The 13,778-nt window shown below is 62.7% G+C and carries 18 protein-coding genes; 9 read left to right on the top strand and 9 right to left on the bottom strand.

Annotation, left to right across the window (positions count from 1 at the left end; genetic code table 11):
* Positions 1-78: 78 nt before the first annotated feature.
* The 6 genes from BLA15945_RS37305 to BLA15945_RS37280 all read right to left on the bottom strand — a co-directional run bounded on the left by BLA15945_RS37305 (position 79) and on the right by BLA15945_RS37280 (position 1,980).
* Positions 79-336 carry an AbrB/MazE/SpoVT family DNA-binding domain-containing protein gene (locus BLA15945_RS37305; protein WP_174994749.1) on the bottom strand — a complete coding sequence of 86 codons (258 nt, stop codon included), beginning with the start codon at positions 334-336 and terminating at the stop codon, positions 79-81.
* Positions 337-377: 41 nt separating this feature from the next.
* The gene (locus tag BLA15945_RS37300; protein ID WP_174994748.1) at positions 378-824 is read right to left on the bottom strand and encodes a hypothetical protein; all 447 of its coding nucleotides are present in this window, start codon (positions 822-824) and stop codon (positions 378-380) included.
* 15 nt (positions 825-839) lie between these two features.
* On the bottom strand, positions 840-1,079 hold the full coding sequence (locus BLA15945_RS37295; RefSeq protein WP_174994747.1) for a hypothetical protein: 240 nt from the start codon (positions 1,077-1,079) through the stop codon (positions 840-842).
* A 7-nt stretch (positions 1,080-1,086) separates the two neighbouring features.
* Complete coding sequence (locus BLA15945_RS37290) at positions 1,087-1,371, bottom strand: type II toxin-antitoxin system RelE/ParE family toxin (RefSeq protein WP_174994746.1); 285 nt, start codon at positions 1,369-1,371, stop codon at positions 1,087-1,089.
* Complete coding sequence (locus tag BLA15945_RS37285) at positions 1,368-1,658, bottom strand: antitoxin of toxin-antitoxin stability system (RefSeq protein WP_174994745.1); 291 nt, start codon at positions 1,656-1,658, stop codon at positions 1,368-1,370. The genes BLA15945_RS37290 and BLA15945_RS37285 overlap by 4 nt, the downstream gene beginning before the upstream one ends.
* Before the next feature lie 67 nt (positions 1,659-1,725).
* A complete protein-coding gene (locus BLA15945_RS37280; RefSeq protein ID WP_174994744.1) occupies positions 1,726-1,980 on the bottom strand; it encodes a hypothetical protein in 255 nt (84 codons plus the stop codon).
* Between the two features lie 197 nt (positions 1,981-2,177).
* On the opposite strand from BLA15945_RS37280, the gene BLA15945_RS37275 reads away from it, so the two are divergent.
* From BLA15945_RS37275 to BLA15945_RS37250, 6 genes are all read left to right on the top strand, one after another.
* Positions 2,178-2,864, top strand: coding sequence for a recombinase family protein (locus BLA15945_RS37275; RefSeq protein ID WP_174994743.1), 687 nt, complete (start codon positions 2,178-2,180; stop codon positions 2,862-2,864).
* Positions 2,861-3,055 (top strand): hypothetical protein, encoded by a 195-nt coding sequence (locus BLA15945_RS37270; protein WP_174994742.1) that lies wholly within the window; start codon positions 2,861-2,863, stop codon positions 3,053-3,055. Before BLA15945_RS37275 ends, BLA15945_RS37270 begins: the two co-directional genes overlap by 4 nt.
* A 76-nt stretch (positions 3,056-3,131) precedes the next feature.
* Positions 3,132-3,761, top strand: a complete 630-nt coding sequence (parA, locus tag BLA15945_RS37265; protein WP_174994741.1) for a ParA family partition ATPase — start codon at positions 3,132-3,134, stop codon at positions 3,759-3,761.
* Between the two features lie 20 nt (positions 3,762-3,781).
* Positions 3,782-3,997 (top strand): plasmid partition protein ParG, encoded by a 216-nt coding sequence (locus BLA15945_RS37260; protein ID WP_174994740.1) that lies wholly within the window; start codon positions 3,782-3,784, stop codon positions 3,995-3,997.
* Positions 3,998-4,217: 220 nt separating this feature from the next.
* The gene (locus tag BLA15945_RS37255; protein WP_174994739.1) at positions 4,218-5,147 is read left to right on the top strand and encodes a replication protein RepA; all 930 of its coding nucleotides are present in this window, start codon (positions 4,218-4,220) and stop codon (positions 5,145-5,147) included.
* An 866-nt stretch (positions 5,148-6,013) separates the two neighbouring features.
* Complete coding sequence (locus BLA15945_RS37250; protein WP_174994738.1) at positions 6,014-6,928, top strand: DNA-binding protein; 915 nt, start codon at positions 6,014-6,016, stop codon at positions 6,926-6,928.
* Positions 6,929-7,056: 128 nt separating this feature from the next.
* On the opposite strand, the gene BLA15945_RS37245 is transcribed toward BLA15945_RS37250, so the two are convergent.
* Genes BLA15945_RS37245 through BLA15945_RS37235 form a run of 3 tightly spaced genes read right to left on the bottom strand, consistent with a single transcriptional unit; the run spans position 7,057 to position 10,246 of the window.
* A complete protein-coding gene (locus BLA15945_RS37245; protein ID WP_174994737.1) occupies positions 7,057-7,359 on the bottom strand; it encodes a hypothetical protein in 303 nt (100 codons plus the stop codon).
* Positions 7,356-9,899: a type IV secretory system conjugative DNA transfer family protein gene (locus BLA15945_RS37240; RefSeq protein WP_217468182.1), complete on the bottom strand. Its 2,544-nt coding sequence runs from the start codon at positions 9,897-9,899 to the stop codon at positions 7,356-7,358. The genes BLA15945_RS37245 and BLA15945_RS37240 overlap by 4 nt, the downstream gene beginning before the upstream one ends.
* A gap of 32 nt (positions 9,900-9,931) precedes the next feature.
* Positions 9,932-10,246, bottom strand: a complete 315-nt coding sequence (locus tag BLA15945_RS37235; protein WP_174994736.1) for a mobilization protein — start codon at positions 10,244-10,246, stop codon at positions 9,932-9,934.
* A gap of 212 nt (positions 10,247-10,458) precedes the next feature.
* On the opposite strand from BLA15945_RS37235, the gene mobQ reads away from it, so the two are divergent.
* From mobQ to BLA15945_RS37220, 3 genes are all read left to right on the top strand, one after another.
* A complete protein-coding gene (mobQ, locus tag BLA15945_RS37230) occupies positions 10,459-12,540 on the top strand; it encodes a MobQ family relaxase (protein WP_174994735.1) in 2,082 nt (693 codons plus the stop codon).
* 68 nt (positions 12,541-12,608) lie between these two features.
* On the top strand, positions 12,609-12,824 hold the full coding sequence (locus tag BLA15945_RS37225) for a hypothetical protein (protein ID WP_174994734.1): 216 nt from the start codon (positions 12,609-12,611) through the stop codon (positions 12,822-12,824).
* Complete coding sequence (locus BLA15945_RS37220; RefSeq protein ID WP_174994733.1) at positions 12,814-13,743, top strand: S1C family serine protease; 930 nt, start codon at positions 12,814-12,816, stop codon at positions 13,741-13,743. The genes BLA15945_RS37225 and BLA15945_RS37220 overlap by 11 nt, the downstream gene beginning before the upstream one ends.
* Positions 13,744-13,778: the final 35 nt, after the last annotated feature.

Below are 13,778 nucleotides of genomic sequence, written 5' to 3'. Positions count from 1 at the left end.
GCGATGCAGGTTGCAGCCGAGCTGGAGCGCCGGCGCTCGTAACTGTTGATCGGCCGCGGCGATCGACGCCGCGGCCGATCACTCGTCGGCCGGCGCCGGCGAGTCCTCATTCTCATACGGCGGCCACACCTCCCGGCCGACCGGTCGCCCGAAATCCACTTCCGCATGTCGATTGTCCGGCGTGATGCCGCACATACCGGCCTCCGCCCACGCATCGGCTATGGCTTCGTTCATTTCCTCGATGGTCAACCGTGCGCCGTTTCCCTTCCCCTTCAGGATGCCCCGAAGATCAGCCCATGTGTCCGGCGTGCTGTCTGCTGGTTTCCGTTCGGTCATGATGCTTTCTTGCGACGGTCGGAGCTAGGAGCGGACCGCGATTAGTAGTCGCTTTGGAAGATTCTTTTTCCCAAATATCCCAAGCCGAGGATAGCGGCAAAGATGCCCCCCTTCGTGTACCAAGCTGCCCACCAAACAGTATCCGAGTCCATGAGACTGGGTGACGACTGATCATAGGCTAGAGCGCTAAAGCGCACTCCTGTTTGAGACGACCAGTAATCGAGTGCAGGCCACCAGCAGGCCCAAAATAATGCAAGCACGATGGGCCAAATGTTGCTGAGCTTGATGATGTCGAAATCGTTGCCGAACCACCATGCGCCACCGACGAGAGCAGCAAGAAACAGCAAACGGAAGAATACGGATGCACCTGTACTCATATCCAATCCGAAGAGTGTCGAAAACTGCCAAACCAGGTAGGCGAAAAGGGCGACGATTCCACCGATTACAAAAATGATCCAGCTATCGTCGCTTCTTCTGTTGGTATTCATTCGTTCTCCTTTTTGTTAGCGTTTAGTCCGTCCGTGGCACTTCGGCGGCTCTGCATCCTCGCCGGCCTCTAGTTTCGCTAGCCAGGCGTCTGCTTCCTCGAACGTCACATGCAGGCCGTTGGCCTGAAAGTCGTTCCATGCAGCGACAGCAGCGGCCGCCGCGAAATGTGTGGCATCCACTTCCGCCGGATCGCCGCGCAAGCTGCGGCATTGGTTTCGTAGCAGCTCTGCAAGCTGCGTGCTGTCTTGGGTCATGCTGGCATCACTCCCGGGGCGGCGGCCACTGGCGAGCTGTATGCACCAAGGCTAGCACCCACACTGTTTCCCCGTCGATTTCGTACACTAGGCGATAGCTTTCGTGGGGGATCAGTTCGCGCGTGCCGGAGATCTTCCCTACTCTGCCGAGCTTCGGATGATCGGCCAGCTTGGCGGCCGCATCGCTGAATAGCTGATCCATGCGCGCCGCTGCACGCGGATTGTCGGCCGCGATGTAGTCGCGCACGTCGTCTCGGTCTTGTTCCGCTTCGGGCGTCCAAATGATCCTCACGCGCCGGCCTCGTCGGCCTTGCGTAGCAATGTCGCTCGACGCGCGGCGGCATCGGCTTCGACTTCCTCATTGGAGCGGCCACGGCCGGCTCGCATCGAAATGCGCGCGGCTTCGACCTTGCGGCGCAGGAATTCATCGTATTCCCGCGTTTCGCGTTGGCGCTGGACGAAATCGCGCATCAGCTCACGCACCACTTGGGACGCTGGCCGGTGCGTAGCTTCGGCTTCGGCCATGAAGGCGTCGCGCAGCTCGGGTTCGAGCTTCATCGTGAAAACAGCTTTTGACATGGGCCACCTCGTTCATGCAGTAGATACTAACCAAGTATATACGGCGTTAGTATCTTGCGCGAGTCCGTCAAACGTTGTGCTGGTCGCAAATCAGCGTCCATCGTTCTGGCGGTACGCAGGTATGCAAGCCCAACTGCTTCGCGGTTTCGACTGGGAGGCGCAGGACCACATCAGCCCCGCCCTGCTCGCGCGTGCGCAGTTCGACGCTGACGCCTTCCAGTTCGAGATACACAACGCCTGTTTCGAACACTTCTTCATAGAAGTGCCAAGATGGCTTGCCATCTTCGGAATCATGATGTGCAAGGGTCGCCTTGGTGCTCATGGGTGCCTGCTGGATGTTGGGCTATGGGGAACCAGTGTAGCGGACCAGTTGCCCGGGGTTCTCGCCGTGTCCGTCAAACGGTGGTTTGCCGGGCCTGCATCGAACTGTCCGCAAATAACGCTTGTAAACGGGTATGCGGACAAGGCACTATTTCGGACAGAAAGCGGACAATCCGTCCGCTCCCACCCGGAGCCACGATGAACACGACTGAGCTGAAACGCGATCTGGCCGGCCACGTGATCGGCTACGCCCGTGTATCGACGGCCGACCAAGACGCGGCCATGCAGCGCGAGGCGCTGAACGCCGCCGGCGCGGGCAAGGTGTTCGAGGACGTGGCGAGCGGCGCGAAGGCCGATAGGCCAGGCCTGACGGCTGCCCTCGCCTATCTGCGCGAAGGCGACACGCTGACCGTGTGGAAGCTCGACCGGCTCGGCCGATCCCTGCCGCACCTGGTGCAGACCGTGGCTGAGCTGGAACAGCGCGGCGTCGGCTTCCGCTCGCTGACCGAGAGTATCGACACCACCACGCCGGGCGGCCGCCTTGTGTTTCATCTGTTCGCGGCGCTGGCCGACTTCGAACGCGACTTGATCCGCGAGCGCACGCGCGCGGGTCTTGCCGTGGCGAAGGCCCGAGGCAGCAGCGCCGGCCGGCGGCCGGTCGTGACGGCCGACAAGCTCGCCCGCGCGCGCGCGCTGATCGACGCCAAGGGGCTGACCGTGCGCGAGGCGGCCGCCCGCGTGAAGGTCGGGAAAACGGCGCTCTACAAGGCCATCGCGGCCGAGGAAGTCAGCCAGTCCGAGGCCTGCCGGCGCGGCGCATTCACAGAGGACGCATTGACCGAGGCCGACGCCTTGGCGGTTGGTCAGGAGGGCGCTACGCGATGAATACGCACATACCCGACGAACCGACTTTTCTGGACGACGACGGCCCGCTGGAGCCGCCGCAGCACGTTTGCACCCTTCGCCTTGCCGACGTGCTGGCCGGCTTCTCTGATGACGCGCTGGCCGACTGGCCGGGCGAGATTGCCGAGCGCGAACGCGAGCGCCGGCGACAGGCTCATGTCGAGAGTAAATAGATAAAAACTCTTTTACTCATTTGCAGTTTGCAGTATGATGCGTTGAGTAGGACATCATTTCTGCAAAGGAGCGTTTATGCACGTGATCGCGGTTTTGAACCAGAAAGGCGGGTCGGGCAAAACGACCATCGCCACCCACTTAGCCCGCGCTCTGCAAATCAGCGGGGCCGATGTGCTGCTAGTCGATTCTGATCCCCAGGGCAGCGCCCGCGATTGGGCGGCCGTGCGCGAGGATCAGCCGGTTACGGTTGTCGGTATCGACCGGCCGACCATCGAGCGCGATTTGAAGCACGTCGCGCGTAAGGACTTCGTGGTAATCGACGGCGCACCGCAGGCGGCCGATCTTGCCGTGTCTGCGATCAAGGCGGCTAACTTCGTGCTGATCCCGGTACAGCCTAGCCCCTATGACATTTGGGCGACGGCGGACCTCGTGGAGCTGGTCAAGCAGCGCATTGAGGTCACGGACGGGAAGCTGCAAGCGGCCTTTGTAGTGTCGCGTGCGATCAAGGGAACCCGGATCGGATCAGAAATTACCGAGGCACTGACCGGCTACGGGCTGCCGATTCTGGCGTCCCGTATCACGCAGCGCGTGAGCTATCCCGGCACCGCAGCCGCAGGCACGACCGTACTGGACACCGAGCCGGCCGGCGACGCGGCCGCCGAGATTCACGCCCTAGCCGCCGAACTGAAGCAAAAATTCATTTGAGATTTTGAGGGAATACGTAAATGAGCAAGACGGGAACCTTGAGCGCCGGCCGTCCGAGCGCTGGCCGGAACAAAGCGGCGACCCTTGCCAGTCTGGCCGACGAGGCCGGCTTGAAGCGGGTCAATTTCCAGCTCTCGCCCGAGCTGCACACGAAGCTGAAAATCTACGCCGCGCGGCAGGGCAAGACGATCACCGACATTTTGACCGAGTACGTCACCAGCCTCCCAGATGAGTAAATGATTTTGTGAGTAAATGAGTAAAAGACCAATTTTAGCCGCTAAAATCCAACGGATCGAGCGCAACTTGGCCCAAGCGACCAAGGAAAACGCCGAGCTGGGATTGCCGGCCCCGTTCAGGGTCAACTCCGTTTGGGTTGTTCCGCTTGGTGGAGGTCGGTTCAAGCCTGTTGGTTCCGCGCCGTGGCGTCGGCCGCAGGCATGACGTGAAGGGGAGTGTATGGATGAGGGCAAGAAAACGCCGACAGGCGAGTTGAAGCGAGGTCGGAAGAAGGCGGCCGCTGGCAACCTGACCGCGCAAGATCAGAGGCTCATCGAGGCCAGCACAGAGATCATCACGACCCCGCCGACTGGTGAGGACATGGCTTTCACTCATGCCGTGCTTTGTCAGGTCGGATTGCCTCGCGCCAAGGTCGATGGCCGCGAGTTCATGCGCCAGTCCGGCGCGGCTTGGGTCAATGTTCAGGCCGGCTACTTGGATGAGGGCAAGGGGCCAGTGTTGCAACCGATTCCCTACGGCGTCATGCCTCGCCTCGGTTTGGCGTGGGTTTCAACCTTTGCTGTGCGCAACAAGGAGCGGGAAATTCCCATTGGGGAGACCGCGGCCGAGTTTTTGCGTCTCATGGGCATGGATGATCAAGGCGCGCGCTATACGACGCTGCGTCGGCAGATGCACGCCCTTGCAGCCGCGCGACTACAGCTCGGCTTCAAGGGCCGCACGTACAACGGTCAGCCGGTACAGCAATTTGATGCTTGGATCTCAAACAGGGACACGCAGCAGCGCGCTCTGTGGCCCGGGGTCATGGTGCTGTCCGAGGACTATTACGGCTCGCTTATCGAAAGCGCCGTGCCGCTGGACAATCGTGCACTGCACGCGCTGAAAGGATCTGCACTCGCTCTCGACGTGTATGCGTGGCTGGCTCATCGACTGCACCGCATCGAAGGCCGAGGTGTCACCCTGCACTGGAAGTCGCTGCGTGAACAGTTCGCCCAAGAATACAAGGGCAAAGACCCGGACAAGGATTTCAAGAAGGAGTTTCTGCCAGCGCTCAAGAAGGTCTTGGCCGTCTACCCACAGGCGAAGGTGAAGCCTGTCACCGGTGGCGTACTGCTGATCGGCTCGCCGCCTCCGATCCCCTACAAGGGGTAGCACATGGTTTAGCTAAACTCCGTTAAATCGCCCCCCCTGTAACCCGTGCGGCCGCCCGAGATTGAGGCGGCCGTGTCGCTTCTGGTGGCCACTGGCTGCCCTGGGGATAAACCTTGTGGATAGCGGCACTTATCCACGTTAAATCGCCCCCCCTCGATTCGATAAATCACCCCCCCCTCAAGGCCATTTTTGTCGTTAAATCGCCCCCCCTCGATTCGATAAATCACCCCCCCCCTAAACCGGTAACGGTCGCCTATAAGTTTTTCCTTTATGTCTACACCGGTAATTGAGGGCCTGAATGTGTGGATAACTTGTCGCATAGCTCTACCAAAAGCGGCCTGCGGCCGGGGCACCCCTGCGGGGTTCCCCCACCGCTTCGCGGCGGCTCCCCCTCCCCCTTCTCTATCGTGTCTGGCCTATCGGCCAGACGAGCTTTAACGAAGGCGCGGCACAGCCGCGCCATCGCGAGATCCGTGCTCGAGGCAAGCTCAAACGCCGGCGCTCGAGTAGTGCCTAAAAAGGCGAGCTTGCAGAAAGGCGGGGCGCAGGCCACGTCGGCTAAATCAAGCGACATCGAGACACGAAAGGCCGGCAGTCTGAACGCCAAGAAGAGGGCGCCGGGGAAATCCCATCGCTCAAAAGCACTCACCAGACGCGTGAAACGGTACAGGAGCGATTTTCAGCGGTCGGCGGGGCCCGTGGCTCGGCCGACCGCTAGAAAACGGCGCTACGGGCCTCCTATTCGCTTTGTGGGGTTGTGCCCGCGTCGTCCGAACTGCCGTCGATCCGCAAGGAATCTGTATTTCTTGTAAATTGTAGTATGTAGTAGTATCATACAACTTACTACTACATACAGGAGCGCGGAAATGGCAGTCAGCAGAGACCAGATTTTCGCGGCAGCCGACCAAGTCGTCGCCGTCGGGCAGCGCCCAACCCTTGAGGCCATCCGGCAAATCACCGGCGGCAGCTACACGACCATTTCGCCGGCGTTGAACGAGTGGAAAGCCCGCCAAGCCACGGCCGCCGCACCGTTGCGCGAGCCTGCACCGCAGGCCGTCGCCGATCGCCTGGCCGAGCTGGGCGCTGACCTTTGGACGATCGCGCTCGACTTGGCGAACGCACGCCTTGCGGCTGAGCGCGAGGCGCTGGAAAAGACCCGCGTCGATCTTGAGGCCGATCGCGCTGAGGCGACCGAGCTGGCCGACCGGCTCGCTGCCCAAGTGGAGGAACAGCAATCCCGCCTGGCGTCGATCGAGGCCGCGGAGGCGGCCGCGCGTAGCGAAGCCGACGAGCTGCGCGACCAACTGGCCGCTGCCCAGGAGCAGGCACACACCGCCGAGGCCCGCGCGCAGGAGATCGAGCGCCGCGCCGGCGAGTTGCGCACGGAGTTGGATCGGGCGCACCAGGACGCCGACCAGGCCCGCACAGCACTAGTCGCGCAGCAGCAGGCGCACCAGACCACGACCGCGCAGCTCGATAAGGTGCGCGAGGAACTGGCAACCGTCCGGACTAAGGCCGAAGCGGAGCGCGAGGCGCACCAGGAGCAGCGCAAGACGGCCGCTGCCGAGGCGCATCGAGCGGCAGAGCGGCTGACCTCAGCTCAGACCGAGCGCGACCAGGCGCGTAAAGAGGCCGGGCAGGCCCGGGAGGAAGCCGCCCGCCTCGCCGGTCAGATCGACACCCACAAGGAGCAGGCGGCCGCGCTGTTGGCGCGGATCGCGCCGGCCGAGGCCGCGCCAGCGACCACCAAGCCGGTGGCACGGAAGAAGGGCGGTGCCTAATGTGGATCTCGGTGCGGCAGTCGCAGGCCGTGCCAGCAAAGGAAAAGCCGGGGACGTGCGCACGTCCCCGGCTTCAGGTTAATGAGTTTTAGCGGCTAAAATTTATTACTCATATAAGTAAATACACTTTAGCGTTTTTGATCTTTTCGCTGCTGCCGGGTCGTTTCGAGGTTAATCACTTGCGCCGACCGGGCGGGCTGTGCCGGCGTTTCCGGCGCGTTCGTTGACATATGAGGGGAGGCCGGCCGTTCGGCCGGCGCTGCCGCTACCTTCGCCCTGCTGACCGTCCCGACGACGAGGCCCCATAGGAGGCACAGGCCGACCCAAAACGGCATCGCGACGACAATCGCGACTGCCGTTAGAGCAGGGATGAGCAGCCGCCCGAACAGCAGGCCAACCACGATAGCGAAGGCGAGGCCGAACAGCATCATGCGTGATAGGGGTTCGGGTCAGCTTGGCCGGCATACTCCCGGTCAGCCAAGTAGTTCAGACGTGCGAGCTGGTACGGATACTCACCCTTCACGATCACGATAGGCCGTTCCGGCCCGAGGCGCATCACTTCGTCCGGCGTCAGCAGTTCGCGGCCGGCGAATTGCTGACTCGTCCCGCTCGACTTGCCCCGGTTCATGCCGGCCCCGCCAGCGTGCATGTTCGCGCCGCGATTCTGCCCCTCGTTCGTCGTTTCGAACTCGATGGTTGCTTTGCCAAGGCTGTCGCTGACGTACTTGGCCGTGTCGTAGTCGTCCGTCCCAAAGAACACCTTGGCGCTGTTCGCCATGAACGTCTGCCAGCGCGGATAGACGCCCTTGAGCTGCGACAGGTCTTGCAGGAACACCCAGAACGCGAGGCCATAGCCGCGCATCAGGCTTACCGCGTCCTCGATGGCCTTCATGTAGCCGAGCTGGGCGAACTCATCGAGCAGGAACGCGACGCGATGCGGCGGCTGTTTGGCCGACGACGTGACGGCCGCAATCACCGAGTCGATGAAGCCCCGCACGAACCGCGCGTTCGGGCCGATCCGGTTCGCCGGCATGACGAGGTAGACCGTCATCGGATCGCCCTTGATCTCCGCCAGGTCGAAATCGGAATGCAGCAGTGCGGCCGCGATGCGCGGATCGTCAAGGAACGCCGTGTTTTTCCGGGCCGTGGACAGGATCGAGCCGCGTTCGCGGTCGGCGGTGCCGAGCAACGTGTTAGCGGCGCGGGCCGGAATGCCGAACGCTGCCGACTCATCGGCGGCCATCTCGGCCAACGTCGCCTCTAGCGTTTCCTCGTTCGCCGTGAGCAGCCGGCGCACTTCCGGCAGGTTGCGCCGGGCCGGATCGTCAGAGCCGGCCACGTGCAGCATGAGGCCCTGCAGGAGATTCTTCGCCGTCTCGTCAAAGTGGTTCGTCTCGCCCGGCTTCTCCGGGATCACGAGACTGTCCGCGATGCCGGCCGATTCGCTGACGCAGTTCGGATCGGTCACATCGAGCCGGTCGAGCAGATTGAAGCAGTTCGACGGCTGGCCGGTTACGTTGAACGGATCGACCACAAACACGCGTTGACCCATTTCGCGGCGTCGCCGCGCCGTGACGGCCGTATTCTCTCCCTTGACGTCGAGCACCAGACACGAACCGGGATACTCCAACAGGTTCGGGATCACCGCGCCGATGCCCTTGCCGGAACCGTTCGGCGCGACCGTCACGATGTGACCGATGTAACGGAATCGCGCATCGACTCCGACCGGTGCAAGCGGCGCGCGCGCGAGTGCGAGGCCGGCCGTTTTGCCATCCGGCAGCTCGCCCGATTTGACGAGGTGACGACCGGCGATCATTTCCGCCGGCGTGCCCCACCGCGAGGAACCGTGCGTGTTCTGCGCGACTACGTTTTCCATTGCGCCGGCCGGGGCAGGGGAGGCGGCAGCGCCGGCCGGAACGGTAGCCGGCGCGAACGCCTGTTCGCGGCTCAGAGCGCCGAGGAAACCAGCCATAAAGCGAAGCCACGGCCCGAGAACTGGCACGCGCTCTGCCAGCGCATTCAGGATCGGCGCGCCGCGCGTGAACAACGCCGCCGTGGCGGCCGTCGTCAGCGCGAAAATGAGCCACGTTGGCACGAACGGCAGCACGATCAAGACCACGGCCATGCACGCGGCCGGCAGCAGCGCCGCCGTGGCCGCCTTAACCGCGCTCGTGAACGGATCGAGACGCGCCCGTCGAGCGAACATCGCGCCGACAATCGCCGCCAGGAACAAGAACAGGAAGAACGGAGCATAGACGCCGGCGATGCGCGTACCGAATCCACCGAAGTAGCCCGACGCGCTACCGCCGTAGAGCTGATCGCGTTTCTGCGCTGCGCGCTGATCCAGTTCGGCCAGACGCTGTTTCGCTACGGTCTCTTTTGCCGACCGCGCCAAGCCGACAATGAAATCCGAGCCGCGCACGCGAGCCTGATAGACGAGCGACGACGCCACGCTGACGGCCTTCGTCTGCTGCGCGTGATCGTCAAACAGTGCATTGACTTGCGCGGTGAGATCGCCGGGGCCGGGAGCCGATAGGCCGGCATTCTGAAACACCATACCGAGACCAGTTCCAAACAGGTCGCGCATGTTCTGCGCGCCGTTCGCGTCCAGGTGTGCGTCGGCCTGTTGCTTCAATTCGGTCAGAACGGGCGCAACCTCATCGAACACCGCTTTCGCGGCTTTGTAGTCGCCCTTTTCACCGTCCTGTCTTATGTACGTTTCTGCGAGTGACAGAGCCTCTAGCTTCTTCTGCCATGTCGCATAGGTTACGTTTTCCGCGTCGCAGGCTTTTTGCGCCGCTACCTTCGCGGCCGGCTGATCGACGGCCGGGAGCGTGTTCCAATCGAACTCGCTGGGAACGCAGGTAGTGAAGGTTTGTGCGTGCGCGGTCACGGCCGAACCGAACGACACAGCGAGTAGCAGCCCAAGGCCGCCTACCCAATGTTTCGTTTTCTTGTTCATCGTCGTCATTGTCTGAACCTCTCTTGCAGGTAGAAAACAGCTTATTGACGGTTGCCGCCGTCAGGTTCGCCTGGGTTGTCTTTCTTGGCGTCCGATTCTTTCGGCTTAAGGCCATCGAACAACGCACGATCCCGATCTGCGGTCAGATCACCATCGATCAGATCGAGCAATTGTTGATAGGGCCAATCGCCACGCTTGACCTTGGCAAGTACAACGCCTCCGAGCAAGATTTTGCGCCGTGTGTCTTTCTTGCGTTCTTCTGCCGACTCGCGCTGTTTCAGCGCCTGAATCTGCTGGTTGATTTGCTCTTGCTTCTTGAGCAGTTCGGCCAGCTTATCGCTTTTGGTTCTAGCCATAGCATTCTCCGGGTTGTGGAGCTTGAATACTAGCGGCGACGGTGGTATAACGCAACCCGGAGCAAAGCGAAGGGCGCACTTATGCAAACTCTTCGAGTTTGCGTGCGGCAGGGTTCCACCCTGCACCCCTCCGGGCCTTCTGCCCTCCGCGTCGCCTATGTCTCCGATTGCTCGCCTGACTCCGCAGGCATAGCAATCGGAGAAATGGCAACTTGGCAAAGACAGCGCGCGGCTTTTTAGCCGCTAAAATTTGGACGATGGCAGCGACCGCATATCACGCTAGTTTCGGCACTCACTCCCGCTCACGCGGAGAGAGTGCCGTCGCGTCCGCTGCTTATCGTTCCGCGTCGTGTCTGCATGATGAGCGCACCGGTATCACGCACGACTTCACGCGCAAGCGTGGCGTCGAGCATGCCGAGATTATCGCGCCAGAGAATGCGCCCGAATGGGCGAATGACCGCTCCCGCCTCTGGAATGAGGCGGAAGCGGCCAACACGCGCAAGAACAGCACTGTAGACCGTGAATTACTGTTGTCGTTTCCGGCAAGCCTGAACCTGGACGAGCGCCGCGATATGGCTCGTCAGATTTCGCGCGAGCTGGTCGAGCGTCACGGCTGCGCCGTTGACTTCGCCATGCACGAACCTGGGCGCGAGGGGAGCGAGCGCAACTATCACGTTCACGTGCTGATGACGACGCACCGGCTAGGCCGGGAAGGTTTCGAGAAAAAAACGCGTGAGCTGGACGACAAATCGACTGGCGCGGAGCTGGTTGTCTACTGGCGTGCACGCTGGGCCGAGCTTTGCGGGCAGGCACTCGAAAAGGCCGGCGAGCGCGTCGAGGCCGGGCGCTGGGCGCACGGGCATTTGCGACTCCAAGAGCAGGCCAAGCAGGCACACGCACGTGGCGATACGGAGTTTGTCGAGCGGATCGGGGATCGCGTACCGACAATCCATTTAGGTAAAAACGTAATCGCGCTTGAGCGTAAGGGCGTGCTGACCGAGCGCGGCGACGCAATGCGCGAAATCCAGCAGCGCAACGCGACGATTATCGACCTTGCCGAAGCGCGGAAGCGCATCGAAGCATGGAGGGAAAGCCATGAGCGAAACGACGGAAACCGAGCAGATCGACATGCTGCTCGCGGAGTTGAACAAGACGCCGGACGAGCCGGAACCGGAGAGCGTGGACGAGACGCCGCTGAGTCCGACATTGGCCGCGTTGGACGAGTCCCGCCGCCCTTCGCGAGAGGTCGTTTGCGCAACCTGTCCGAACTCGGTGTGGTTCGCTTCGAAGGACGAGGTGAAGTGCTATTGCCGCGTGATGTATCTGGTGACGTGGAGCACGGTCGAGCCGAACGAAATCAAGCTCTGCGACGGAATCACGATGGGCTGACCGCGACACCGGAGGCTTCGCGTGAGGCGATCCAGCGTGCGGCGAATGATGCGACGCTGCGCGCACTGAAAAGTGGGCAGTCGGCACGCGAGCCGGCGAAGGTTGTCAGCCCGGAAACGATCAAGGCGGAATGGCAGGTCGAGAAGGATCGCCAGTTCGCGCTGGTGGCGGACAAGGCCCGGCGCGTGCAGGGGCACGCAGCGGGCCAGATGGAACGCCAAGAGGGGCGTATGCGGACGCACGACCACGCGCGGCCGCAGGAACCGGCGGGCTTGCTCGCCTCGTTCAAGCGGGCCGCTTTCGAGCAGGCCGTGACGGCATGGCAGGGCGTTCGCGCCGGCCTCGAAAAGCGGTTCCTGCAACTGCGGAACCGCCTGAACGTGATTGGCGAATACACGCGCCGAGCTGGCCCGTATGAGCTGGCAACGCGCGGCGAAAAACTGGCCGAACGGAAGGCCGAGCAGGCCCGCCCCGAGCTGGCCGAAAACTTCCGCCAGGTCATCGAGCGCGAGAAGGCGGCCGCCATCGAGCGGAACCGTGCCAAGATCGCGGAGCGGCAGCAGCAACGACAGGAGCGAACCCGCATGAAACAGGAGAGCATCGAAGAACTGAAGCAGCGCACCGACGCGAACCGCGCACGCAACGAGCAGGCCGAGCGGAATCGACTGGAAGCCGCAGGCCGGCAAGCGGCGATGCAATCGCCACTCGATCCGGCTCAGAAACTCGACGTCGATCAGGCGGCCAGCACGCAGGCCGGCAACGTCGCCAAGGCGTTGAACGAGCTGGGCGCGAAGCCGGAGAAAACGAAGGAAGAGCGCGCGAAAGAGATCCTTGACCAGTTCCGAGCCAAGAAGGCGAAGGAGCGCGAGGACAACGACAGGGGCCGAGGCGGCAACAGTCGTTAAGCGGCGCTCAGGTCGGCGGCAACCGGCCTGAACGCCTAACCACCACCCACCTGCAAGAGAGGTGAATCATGGCTGACACGAATCTTACCCGCGACGAGCTGCGGGCACGAACGAAATATCGGATGGTCATCGCGGCCGCCGGCGTGATGTTGGTCGCAGCGGTCGTGCTTTGCGGCCTCGCGTACTGGCAGCACATCGAGCTGCTGAACAAGGGGGACGAGCTGGGGACGCGGATGCTGCGCCTTGGTTCCGCGATTGGGGAGGGTACGCACCATGACCGTTAAGACCTTGCGCGCCCTGTCTCTGTCGGCGTGGCTGTTGTCCGGTGCTGCCCTCGCCTTTTCGTGCGGAATGGTTGGCACCACGGCCGCCAACATGCATGCGACTGATGCCCTGCTGACGCGTATCGCCGACAGCCGTTATGCGTCCTATCGGCAGGCTATGAACGATCTCACGGCCCGCGACGCCGCCACCTACGACGGCCGTACAGTGCCCGAGCAGCCGGCGAACTGGCCGCGCATCATTCCGCGTGTTATGCCCGCCGTGGCGATGGTGTACGTGACAAATCGGCGGAACGGCCTGGCCGAGCAAAACCGGGCGTGGCTTGTTCCTGGCGTACAGGGCAACGTCTTTACCCGGCTGCTGACGCGCGTTCGCGCGTGGCAAGCCGATTGGGCCGACGCGGATCGTTATCGCGATTGGACGGTGGACGGTGCCGGCTTCGTGGTCGGTGACGGCCATCACGTCATCACGGCCGCGCATGTCGTCGACGAGAGCGAAGCGGTTGCGGTGAAGCTCGCAGACGGACAGATGCGCGTCGCGCACGTCGCCGGCATCGACGTTGCGAATGATGTGGCCGTGTTGCGGTTCGATGGCGAGGCGGGCAAGCCGATCACGGTCGCGCCGATCATGCCGAGCCAAGGTCAGGCCGTGTTGGCGATAGGCTCGCCCAACGGGCAAGGGTTCAGCGTCAGCGCTGGCATCGTGAGCCGCTACGGCCTCGATACAGGGCTGTTCCAGACGGCGCGTTTCATGCTGACGGACGCGGCCATCATCGGCGGCAACTCGGGCGGTGTGGTCGTGAACACGGCCGGCGAGGCCGTGGGCTTCGTGAGCTACGGCTACAACAACCGCTTTACGCAGGTTGTGCCGATCGCGCGCGCGATGCAGGTTGCAGCCGAGCTGGAGCGCCGGCGCTCGTAACTGTTGATCGGCCGCGGCGATCGACGCCGCGGCCG

Origin of the sequence: Burkholderia arboris (assembly GCF_902499125.1) — a bacterium.
Classification (GTDB): domain Bacteria; phylum Pseudomonadota; class Gammaproteobacteria; order Burkholderiales; family Burkholderiaceae; genus Burkholderia; species Burkholderia arboris.
The sequence above is the reverse complement of the archived record's forward strand: the minus strand, read 5'-3'. Positions and strand labels throughout refer to the sequence as shown.